General features: G+C 25.3%; 6 protein-coding genes. 1 reads left to right on the top strand and 5 read right to left on the bottom strand.

Annotated elements, in window-relative coordinates; translation table 11 throughout:
- Positions 1-41: 41 nt before the first annotated feature.
- Positions 42-770, top strand: a complete 729-nt coding sequence (gene ymfI / locus HV819_RS02785; RefSeq protein WP_154539259.1) for an elongation factor P 5-aminopentanone reductase — start codon at positions 42-44, stop codon at positions 768-770.
- Here ymfI and HV819_RS02780 read toward each other — a convergent pair.
- Genes HV819_RS02780 through HV819_RS02760 form a run of 5 tightly spaced genes read right to left on the bottom strand, consistent with a single transcriptional unit; the run spans position 751 to position 12,379 of the window.
- Positions 751-4,146 (bottom strand): UvrD-helicase domain-containing protein, encoded by a 3,396-nt coding sequence (locus tag HV819_RS02780; RefSeq protein WP_154539261.1) that lies wholly within the window; start codon positions 4,144-4,146, stop codon positions 751-753. The genes ymfI and HV819_RS02780 overlap by 20 nt on opposite strands.
- Positions 4,139-7,516, bottom strand: coding sequence for a PD-(D/E)XK nuclease family protein (locus HV819_RS02775; protein WP_154539263.1), 3,378 nt, complete (start codon positions 7,514-7,516; stop codon positions 4,139-4,141). Before HV819_RS02775 ends, HV819_RS02780 begins: the two co-directional genes overlap by 8 nt.
- Positions 7,513-10,563, bottom strand: a complete 3,051-nt coding sequence (locus tag HV819_RS02770) for an AAA family ATPase (protein ID WP_176269445.1) — start codon at positions 10,561-10,563, stop codon at positions 7,513-7,515. Before HV819_RS02770 ends, HV819_RS02775 begins: the two co-directional genes overlap by 4 nt.
- Positions 10,560-11,660, bottom strand: coding sequence for a metallophosphoesterase family protein (locus HV819_RS02765; RefSeq protein WP_154539267.1), 1,101 nt, complete (start codon positions 11,658-11,660; stop codon positions 10,560-10,562). Before HV819_RS02765 ends, HV819_RS02770 begins: the two co-directional genes overlap by 4 nt.
- Positions 11,660-12,379: a YaaA family protein gene (locus HV819_RS02760; RefSeq protein ID WP_154539269.1), complete on the bottom strand. Its 720-nt coding sequence runs from the start codon at positions 12,377-12,379 to the stop codon at positions 11,660-11,662. The genes HV819_RS02765 and HV819_RS02760 overlap by 1 nt, the downstream gene beginning before the upstream one ends.
- Positions 12,380-12,381 lie beyond the last annotated feature (2 nt).

Genomic DNA, 12,381 nt, shown 5'->3' with positions numbered 1-12,381 from the left:
ATTTTTATATATTACCCTTATTCTTATGTTATAATCAAAGTATGAAAACAGTAATTATTACAGGTTCGTCAAGAGGAATTGGTGAAGCTATAGCAAGAAAATTAAATAAATCTTATAAATTGGTCTTAACTTATAATAAAAGTGAAGAAAAAGCTATTAAGCTTATGGAAGAACTTAGACAGGACAATCCTTTTGTTATAGCTGTTAAATGTGATGTAAAAAAGAAAGAAGACATAAATAGACTATTTGATTTAGCTGAAAAAAACTTCAACAATGTTGATATACTCATTAACAATGCTGGAATTTCATACTTTGGACTAATACAAGATATGAAATATGAAAAATGGAGGGAACTTATAGATACAAATCTCTCTTCTATATTCCTTACTTCAAAAAGAGCTATTCCAAATATGATCAAAAATAAAGATGGGGTCATTATCAATATTTCATCTATATGGGGTGAGTTCGGATCAAGTATGGAAGTTGCTTATTCAGCGTCGAAGGGAGGTATAAATGCTTTTACTAAAGCTCTTTCAAAAGAACTTATACCATCAAATATAAGGGTAAACGCCATAGCTCCTGGTATAGTTGATACAGACATGACAAAAAATGACCTTACATATGAGGATATATTATATCTTAAAGAAGATTTAATCCAAAAAAGATTTGCAAATTCAGAAGAAGTTGCAAATCTTATAGAATTTTTAATATCAGATAAAGGAGCTTATATTACTGGCTCTATTTTTGATATTAATGGTGGATTTTATTAATTTCCTCAAATTCTTTAAAGTTATACCAGTATATATATAACTTTGAAACTTTTTTAGATAAGGCTTTTTCGATAGCTTCTTTATATATTTGAAGTTGTCTATCATAAAAGCCTTCTCTTTTTATAGTGTCAGTTTTAAAATCTATAAGTATAACGTCGTCCTTTTCAAACATCATATCTATCTGACCATTTACATAAAAGTCAAAATATTTCATAAGAAAAGATTCTTCTTTCTTTATATTTATATCTTTCTTTATAAGATCTTTTATTATTTTTGAATTGTAAAAAGCCAAAATCTTATCAATTTCTATATAAGCTAAATAATCTTTTTTGATTTTTCCCAAATTTACCAACTTATTTAGCTGTTCTTTAACTTCATTCTCACTGTAAACTTTCACTTCTAGTTCTTGAAAAACTTTATGAATTAAAGATCCCTTATCTGTTGGAGTTAGTTTAATCTTATCATCAATAAAAGATGGTTTTCTAAAATCCAATTCAATCTCCTTTATATCAAAAGATGATTTTTCATACCCTTCACTAGATTTATCAAAATCTTTAGCAATTTCTGTTACTGATTTTTTCAAAGATCTATTAGTTTCATCAAGTTTAGGATAAGTAAAATCGTGGATTTTTTTAAGATCCTTATAAATATTTTCATCAATTGATTTTGAATCTATGAAATCATCTACAGACAAGTATTCTTTTTCTATACCCTTAATCTCTTCGTTTATATAAGAAATTTCTAAAGAACCTCCTGAAAAGCAATCTGTTGTAAAATCCTTATCAATAAACTCACCCATAATCTTATCTTCCATAAGAATTTTTATAATCCAATCCATATAGGAATTCAAATCTAGAAGAGAATCTTTACTATCAAGTTTTAATAGGCTGTCTTCATCCAAATCTTTTTTACCAACTATTATAAGTTTTCTTTCACAACGAGTTAGGGCTACATATAACACTCTCATTTCTTCTCTTTTATCAGAAAGCTTCGACTTTTCAAGTATTAAATCTCTTCTTATTGATGAGATTTTAACCTTATTAGTCCAATCAGCTACATTTATTCCTATTCCTAAATCCTTATCTAATAGTAAATCTTCTTTGCTATTTTGGGTATTAAATCTTTTAGCTGAATCTGCAAGAATTACAACCTTAAACTCAAGACCCTTTGACTTGTGTATTGTCATAATTCTTACAAGATCTTCTTCATCTGATAAATCTCTTGAACTTTGAAGATTTCCTTTATTTTGTCCTTTAAGATTATCTACATATGATAAAAATCCAAATAATGAATTATCATTAGTCTTATCATAATCATCCATTAGTTCTATAAAAGCCTCTATATTTTTTACCCTTTCATCACCCCTATCTCTTGCCTTAAGAAAATCATATAGTCCTGATTTTTCAAAAATAGTATTAGCAAAATCAAAAAGGTTTGATAAAGATAATATATAGGTAAAGTCTGTAAAGATTGTTAAAAAATCCGAAATCTTTAAGGCAATTTCATCATCAAACATTTCATGATAGGATTCAAAAGCCTTATAAAATTCTCTTCCCTCACCTTTTAGCCTTATAAGAGATAAATCATCTTCACTAAAGTTAAATATCTCACTTCTAAGTATAGCTAAAAGGGTTATATCATCCTTTGGGTTTGCTATATATTTTAATATATTAATAAAGAAATCAACTTCTATTGTGTTAAATGATATTTTAGATATATCAGATACAAAAGGTATAGACGCTTTTTTTAGCTCATTTTCAATTAGATAGGACTTTGATGATGACCTAAGTAAGATTGCTATATCTCTATATTCGATTCCAGATTTTATAAGATTTTCTATCTCATTTACTATATATGTTTCTTCTTTTATATTTTTATTTAATGCTCTTATAGAAACCTTAGGATATGGATCGTCAAATTTATTGTGAGGATTTAACCTATGATTATCATCTTTGTAGGCTATATTTGATAAATCTTTTGTCATTAGCCTATCAAATATATAGTTATTAAAATCGATTATATCCTTATCAGTTCTAAAGTTTTTAGATAAGTTTATCCTTGTAGATTTTGAATCTTTCTCATATAAGTCAAGTTTTTCTAAGAACAATTCTGGTCTTGCATTTCTAAAGCCATAAATTGACTGCTTAACATCTCCTACAAAAAACAAATTGTTATCTCCTTTAATTTTATCAACTATATAATTTTGTATATCATTTGAATCTTGGTACTCATCAAAGAATATATATTTAAACTCAGATTTAAGTTTATTTCTTAAACCTTCATTTTCTAATAAATTTATAAATTCATGCTCCATATCAGAAAAATCCAAATAATTTTTCTCTCTTTTTTTTCTTTTGTATATCTTCGAAAAATCTTTTACTAGTCTATTTATCTCTTTTAGTAATCTCTCTTCTAAAGGATTAAAAAATGACCTTGTAATAGAATCTGTATTTTTAATCATTTCCTTTAAAGCATTATAATCATCCTTATATGAATTCTTTTTTTGCTTTATATAGGAGTTATTATAAGGATCATCTGCTTTTGACTTTGTTACCATACGTGCTAGCGAATTATCAAATAAATTAACCACTCTATCCCAATTGCCATCATTTATATGAGTTAATATTTTTTCAAATAATTTCCTATCTTCTTCAATCATTGAAATATACTTATCTCTCATAGCCCTATCTATTATATAAGTCTCAAGGACTATGGCTTTTTTAAGTAAATCTTTTACCTTTTTCTCTATGAATTCAGTAAATTTATTAAAATCATTATCTATATTTAGCTTTTCATCAAGCCAATTTTCTGGATTAATTTGACTTTGGCTAAAATCATAGACTTTTTCTATTACATATTTAGCATCTTCATCATTACGACTTTTAGCAAAATTATGTAAATATTGCCTAAATGAATCATAATCTTTGGCATAATTTTCTTCAAATAATTCATCTACTGCATCTTTTCTTAATATAGCTTCTTGTGAATCGCTTGCTATCTTAAAGCTAGGAGATAGTTTATCTACTAGATAAAAATTCTCCCTTAACATATCAGCACAAAAAGCATGAAGAGTTTTTATATAAGCATCATTTAATGATCTAATCTGCTCTTTTATAAAAGACCTATCAAAATTTTCTTTATTTAAAAGTTCATTTAATTTAAGTCTTATCCTATCTTTCATCTCAACTGAAGCCTTGTTGGTAAAGGTAACTATAATCATCTCCTTAATTGAGATTTTTTCTTCAAGCATAAGTCCTACTACCCTATCAACTAAAACTCTCGTTTTACCACTTCCTGCAGCAGCCGAAACAATTATATTTTTACCTCTTTCATTAATGGCTAAGGCTTGATCTTTTGTAGGATTGAACTTACTCATTATCGAGCTCCTTTTTTATATCTTTAATACTTAAGTTCTTATCTATATCCTTAAATTTGTCTTGATCTATACTATAGTCGAATTTACAAATAGATCTATATGGACAAATCTGACATTCATAAGTAGATTCATTTATCCTTATAGGATTTAGGGCTATATTTCCACTTTTAATTTCTATTATATAATTTGAAATAAGTTTTTTAATAAACCTTTCAAGAACTTCTTCTTCCTCTACAGTAAATATATTTTTTGCTCCTCTTTGAATTTTAAATATATCTGAATTTTTCCCATCATAATCTGTATCAAGAAGTTTTAAAACTTCTTCATTTATCTTAATTATAAGTCCATTCATTTTAAGTTTATCATTATAAATTTTTTCTATATTTTCTTTATCATAACTTGACTTAAGACTTTTGACCTCATCTTTTAGAGGAAGATAAAAGCTTGCTACAGGTTTTAAATAATCTTTACTTTTCTCTGAAATTTTTCCCTTTACAGAAATCATATATACAAACAATTGAAGTTCAATTCCATTAAGGATATTTTCAATTTTTATATCTTTTGAACCAGTTTTGTAGTCTATTATTCTTATATAGTCGCCATACTTATCTATTCTGTCTATTCTTCCTTCAAGATAATTTTTACCATCTACATAGACTTCTGGGTAGGCTTGATTTTTTCCATACTTTTCTTCAACAGTATCTATCTTAAATTCACCTTGTTTAATTTGTTCTAGTATTTTTTTAGATGAATTCTTACTAGATTCATATATATTTGATAGAATAAATTTGTTTTTATTATCACTTGCCCTAACCTTATCAAGTGAAAGCTTAATGGATTGCTTAAAGTTATCTTCTACAAGCTTATCTAAACTTTCCTTATCTATCTTATCTATATCTTCATTTATAAGTTTTCTAGAAATCTTCTCCATATTATAATGAACTATGTTACCAAGTTCCATATAGTCAATATCTAAGCTTTCTAAGTCTCTTGCTTTAAGTCCATAATTTACAAAATACTTATAAGGACACTTGGCATATGCTTCTATTTCTGATACAGTGAACTTATTTTTATTATATAAATTAAATGCTATATTTTTATTTAAGATCTTTTTATCTTTACTATAATTAAAGCCCTTTAAAAATAAGCCATAAGATCTTGTTTTGGCATCATTGTAAATTTTATCTTCCTTTGAATCTTTTTTAAATTTTAGATAGGTTCTTGTTATATTTTTCTCATCATCCTTTATTTTTTCATTTCTTTTAACCTTCCACAGATTTGCATAAGAAAACTCATCAAGCTTATCTTTTGAATACTTCAATAGGTCATATCTTTGGCCTGTTATTTTTCTTATACTTGCTTTTGGAAAAATCTGTATGATATCAGCAAGACTTGATGAAATATTCATAGCTTCATTTGACTTATTTATGAGAGAATAAGAAAAGAAAATTTTCTTAGATGTAGTTATCATCCTCAATAAATTAAGTAATTTCTTATCATCCTTATTGTCTTCATATATTTTAAGATTTATATTTTCATTTTTTAGTTGATTTTTTTCTTTTTCAGAAATTAAAGTATATGAATTGTTAGAATTTGGAAAATATAGGTCATTCATACCAATAAAGATTTTAATATCCCTATCATTGATTCTATCTTTATCAAAATCCCCAATTAATACTTGATCTATGGCAGGTGGAATGATTGATATTGTAGTATTTTCACAAGCTTTTTCTATAAGCTTATATATCATATTTAAACTAATCATACCTTCACCTAAAATAGCTACAACTTGCTCTAATATAGTCATAAACTTATTCCATATTTGACTATTTTCTTCATATATAGAAAGATCTTTTTCTTTAATATTGTCTTGATAATGTCTAAATCCATTTTTTATAAGATTGTTGTCGAGTGTATAATATATAAGATTTACAAGTTCACTTGCCTTATGTATGTCTTTCCTATACTCATAAAGTGGTTTTATAAGCTCAACTATTGATTTTCTAATAGAATTTACAGCTAAAAGTTCTTTTTGCTTCTCATCTTTAAGCTCTTTTTTCCCTTCATAATATTCTTCATCAAGTTCAAAATACTTGTCTTCGAAAATCATAGAACCTTTTATTTTTCTCTCACTCATATAATTTTGAAAGCTAATTACTCTTTGAAGGGAATTTTCTCCAAAATCTAGCAAACCACTTCTAATAAAGCTTTCTAAATCTTCTTTTCTAAAGTTAAAGACGATTATCCTAAGTAAAGATAGCCAAGTTTTGAGAACAGAATTTTCTGTCATTTTTTTAGACTTGTCTATAAATATAGCTATATTAAGCCTATCAAAAATTCTTTTTATAATATTTTCATACTCACTGGCATTTGCCATTACTATGGCTATTGATGAAAAAGAAGTTCCTTCTCTTATTAGTTTTTCTATAATTAAACCTGCATTTTCGACTTCATTTGTTGATGAAATAGACTCGAGAAAATATATATTTTGAGGCTCTTTAGGATAAATTTTTGGCCTATATTTTTCAAAATTTTCATAAAGATGTTTTATATCTTCAAAAGAATCTCTTTTATTTATTGGTATAATCCTTATCTTATCAAGTTCTTTTAATCTTTCTATGAAATTAAATCCTTGATCAAATATGGACAAGTCATTTGACATATTATTTTCATAATATTCCTTATCTACAGATATAGATACACTTATTTTTGCTCCTATTTTTATTAATTCCTTAATAAAATCAAGTCTTAAATCAGATAATAAATCAAACTTATCAAAATAAAAATTAGTGTTTTTTAAAAATTCACAATTTTTAATATTTTCCTTTATAAAAGATAACTCATCTTCACTATCAAGATAAGTTTTTTTAATCTTCTCACAGTATTTGTCATAAATAAGCTTAATTTCCTTAAATTTAAGTCTTGTCATAGAGTCTATATTGTCATTTTCTTCTATTGATTTAAAAAAATCATCATCAAAATAGTATTCCTTGATATTTGAAAAAAATTCAGATAACTCATTTACAAAATCTACATCATCAGCTTTATTAGAAAAAAGTTTTAGCTTATCATCTAATTTGTATAAAATAGATGTAATAATAATTGTCTTAGATGTTTTACTCAAGCTCTCTTTTTTATTTATAGTAAGTCTTTGTTTTAAGTAAGTAATTAAAGACTTAAATGATAAAACCTTAGCATCCATAACAGCATTAAATTTTATGCTATTTATAAAATCCATATCACTTTCAAGAGTATATTGTTCTGGAACTATTAAAAAAGATTTTTCCTTATTTTCTAGTTTATTTTCTATTTCCTTATATATATAAAGTGAATTTTCTTCTGGAAATTTACTCATAATTATATTAATCATACAATGACCTCCAAACTTGAACCATCAGTTTTTGAGTATGTGACTTCAATTTTTGCATCAATTGCATCTTTTAATTCCTTAACATGGGAAATTAGACCTATAAATTTATTGTTATAAGATAGTTTTTCTATAGTTCTTATAGTCTTATCTAAATAATCATCAGACAATGTTCCGAAACCTTCATCTATAAATAAAGTATCTATTTTAATACCACCATTTTCTTGACTAATAGCATCTGATAGACCAAGGGCTAAGCAAAGTGATGCAATAAAACTTTCTCCACCAGAAAGTGAAGCTTCGCTCCTAAGTTTTCCAGTATTGGCATCTAATATTTCTATATCAAGACCAAAGTTTTTTCTTTTGTCAGAACTTTCAGTTTTTCTTTTCATAATGAATTGTCCATCAGTCATATCTTTAAGCCTAATATTTGCATAATGTAAAATTTTTCTAAAATAATTAGTAAGGACAAATGTTTCAAGATTAAGTTTTTCTACACCTTTTTTCTTAGACAATGAACCATCGCATATCTTTGATAACTTATACAAAATTGCATCTTCTTTATGAAGTTCATTTAGGTTTCTATCTATACTTTCTATTTGATCTTTAGTATTAGATAATTTAGATAATCTTAGTTTTAAGTCAAATATTTTATCATCTATTTTTTTAACATTACTTTTTAATAAACTTATCCTATCTAAAACAATATTTAAATCAATTGGTTCCTTATCTTTATATTGCTCCAAACTTTCAATTTTTATTTCAATAGTTTTAAGCTTATTAAAGTATTCCTCAATTTCATCTTTTTTAGATAAATATTCTTTAGCCTTACTAAGTACTAATAAAAACTCCTTCTTACTTTCAAAGTGTTTATTCAATTTCTCCTTAAATTCCCCCTCTTGTAAGTCTCTTCTTTTTTTATTTTCCTCTATAAAACTATCATATGTTTTATCTAAAGAGATTAATGATTCATATTCTTTATCTATTGCATAAAGTTTTTCCTCATAATCTTTAATCATTTTTTCATCTTGCTCTAGTAAATATTTTTCTTTTTTTGATTTTTCTAAAATCTCATCATTATTATAAATCCCTAATTCCTCTTTTTTTATATCATATTTTTGCTCAAGTTTTTCAATATCATCAAAATTTTTAAATCTTAAAAGCTCTTTTTTATAAGAATCTATTTCTTCATTTAAGTCATTTAATTTTTTATCTAAGATTTCTTTCTCATCACTTATAGCTTTTGACTTCTCTCTTGCTTCCTTTATTTCATCTTTTAATTTGTCTAGATTTTTATCTAATTCTATTTGTCTTCCTTTATAAAAGTTAGATTCTTTTAGGTCATAATTTATAGAAAACTTTCTATTTTTTTCATATTCTATATTGTTTCTAATACTTATATATTCCTCATTTATCTTATCAAAGTCTAAATCTTCTATATCTAGAAAGGTAATCTTTTCATAGTGGATACTTCCACAGACTGGGCAGACTCCCCTTTCATCAATCTCTTTTCTAAAAGTATTAATTATTTTGTTTCTTCTTATGTTTTTAGCTTTTTTAAGTAAGCTTTTAGACTTTTCTAAGTCTTTAGATAAGTCTACAATATTTTTTTTAGATATATTAAATTCTTCAATTTTTTTATCATTTTCTACAGAAAGATTATATAAATTTTTATTTTCATGATTTATCTTATTTGCTTTAAGTCCCTTATCATTTAATTCTTGAATTTTATCATTAAGCTTAATTATAATATCTGATTTTTCATTGATTTTATCTTTAAGTAAATTTCTTTCTTCATCTTTTTTTTCTATCAAGGATTTTAATTCTTTCGATTTTTCAAAGTCTTTTTTAAATTTATTTACTTCATCTGCTAATATTTTTAATTCATCAAAGTCTTTTAATATCTCATTAGCCTTTAAAATATTTTCTCTTTTTTTACCAAGTGATGATTTTACTTTATCTATCTCATCTTTTTCATTATCCAAAGACTCTTTTGATATTTTTAAATACTCTAATTTTTTTCTATTTTGAGATTTTTTCTCATCATATGTTTTAATATTTTTCTTACTTTCACACAAGTTTTTGTAGTAAGGATAAAGCATATCTGCTTTTTGACTTAAGTACAATTTTTCTTTTCTTTCTAAGAAATCTTCTTTTTTTATTAATAGTTTACTTTTATCATTTTTTAAGTTATTAAGATTTTTAATTTGATCATTTTGATTTTTGTATAAACTATATTCTTTGTTTTTATCTTCAAGATTAATATTTACCTTATTTTTTTCAATTTCTATTTTAGATAATTTTTCTCTTGCTTTTTTACTATAATTATCTATAATATCATAGATTATCTTAAAGTCTTTAAGCTCTATTTGCTCATCAGTAATTATATCATCAAGAAATTCATTTTTTCTTATTTCTATTTTCAAACTTTTTGATATGTTATCAAGGTTTTTTTTAGAGTCCCTACTTTTTTTCTTTAATAATTCTTCTATATCTTTATAGATATTAGTTCTAAATATTTTTGATAAAAGTTCCGCCTTATCATCAGATGAGGATTTTAAAAACTTTGAGAATTCTCCTTGGGCAAGAATCATGACCCTATTTAATTGATTGTTATCAAGGCCAATAATTTCTTTTATAAGCCTATCAACATCATTTATCTTATCAGCTAATAGTATTTCCTTACTATCTTTATATTCATACAATTGTGCACTATGTTTTACACTTACATTATGTCTTGTCTTTTTGGCTATTTGATTTGGAATTCTTTTTACCCTATAAAGTTTTCTATCTATTTCAAATTTCAAATCTACATAAGTTTCTTTATCATTGCCACTTAAAAAATCACTTCTTATATCTTTTTTATCAAAACCTTCTCTTTGAATTTCTCCAAATAAGGCAAAACTAATAGCATCAAAAATTGAAGTTTTTCCACTACCAGTATCTCCTGATATTAGAAATATCTTTGAATCATATAGCTTTGTAAAATCTATAGAAGTTTTATTCTTGTATGTCATAAAACCATACATTTCTAAACTTATAGGCTTCATTCTAGCACCCTTTTTAGTATACTTTCTTCATTTTCCGGCATTTTCTCATCCATTTTAAATTCATAAAATTTCTTAATTATTTCAAGAGTTGATAAATTTTTGATATCTATATCAATTTTGTCACTTATATCTAGGTTTTGATCATATTGATATTTTATACTAACAGCATTTGGAAATTTAAGCTTTAACTTTGCCATCGGTGAATCAATTGGGTTTTTATCCTTTAAGATAAATTGTATATAATCATTTGAATCTTTCATTTTTAAGATTTTCTCAAAATAATTATCTATTACTCTAAAATCATTTAAAGCTTTAATCTCTATTTCTTTTATCTTTAGATTATCATTTAAGTCTATTATACTCACAGTTTTTCTTTGATTTACTTCTGAAAAAGAATACTTCATAAAACTTCCAGAATATCTTATTTTTTCATCTAGAACAAAGTGCTTTCTATGGAGGTGTCCTAATGCTACATAGTCAAATTTCATAAATAAATGAGCATCCATTGCATCATTTCCACCAATGCTTAAGGGTTTTTCTCCCTCTTGTATTTCTAATGTATCTTCATTTGCACTTTCATTAGCATAACAATGGCTTATAAGAACATTTCTATCCTCATAATCAATATCTTTAAGTAGTATCTTATATAAGTCATTAAAACTTTCTATATTTGGATCTATTTCACTTCTTGCACGAGCAAGGGATATAAATGGTATAGGATAGAAATTAATAGTACCAAATGAATCTTCAAAACTAATTTTGTTAAAAAAACTGTCTCCATAAACAAAATAATTTGATTTTTCAAAAAAACTCTTAGAAATTTCTAACCTTTTTCCTGAATCATGATTGCCTGCTATAGCAATTACTTTCTTTTTAAATTTGAAAACAAGACTATTTATAAAGTCATCATAAACTTTCATAGCTTCATTTTTTGGAATGGATGTATCAAAAATATCTCCTGCAATGATAATTAAATCTACATTTTCTCTTTTAACAATATCAAGAATCTGATCCAATCCATACTTTTGCTCCTCAAGTAGAGAGTAATTTCCAATCATTTTACCTATATGAAGATCTGATAAGTGAAGAATTCTCATTAATTTTCCCTCACAAAAATAAGTTCATCTTTTGTTGAGTTATATTGATCATAAATATAGTCATCTATCTGAATCTTTTTAATATCTTCAATATCACTTATTTTTTCATTAATAAGATATTTCAACATCTTTCCACGCATTTGCTTTGTATAAGATACTATTGACCTTATCTTGCCATTTCTATTCTCTTTAAATGTTAAGGTCAGAAGGATTTGCCCTTTTTTTAGATATTTTCTTAATAGAGAGGAATATTCTTTGCTGGCAAGATTAATTATATAGTCTTCATCTTCATATACTTTTTTATAAATCTTATCAGCCCAAAATCCATGCATATCTAATTTTTTAGAATCCATGTAGAGCCTATAATCACTTATACCTGTAAAGGGTCTGCATAAACCATAAAGTGCTGATATTATATAAACGTGATTATTTAAATAATCTAGATCATTAAAATCTTCTTTATTAAATTGCTTAAAAACTAAACCATCATAGGAAAAAAGAGCTGGATTTTTTAAATTATCAAAATCAAACTCCTTATAGTCATAATATGCCTTTATAGCAAGCTCATCGTTGCAAGAAAACATATTGGCAAGATCCGAAATACTATATTGTCTCATCATTTCTACAAGCTCTCTTGTCTCTCTTTCAAATATTAAATCTTCTGTTTTTTCTCTATCATATTGTATAAACCTTTTTGCAGGTGAAATTATAATCTTCATAT

It is taken from the genome of Anaerococcus faecalis, assembly GCF_013371425.1.
GTDB lineage: Bacteria > Bacillota > Clostridia > Tissierellales > Peptoniphilaceae > Anaerococcus > Anaerococcus porci.
The sequence above is the reverse complement of the archived record's forward strand: the minus strand, read 5'-3'. Positions and strand labels throughout refer to the sequence as shown.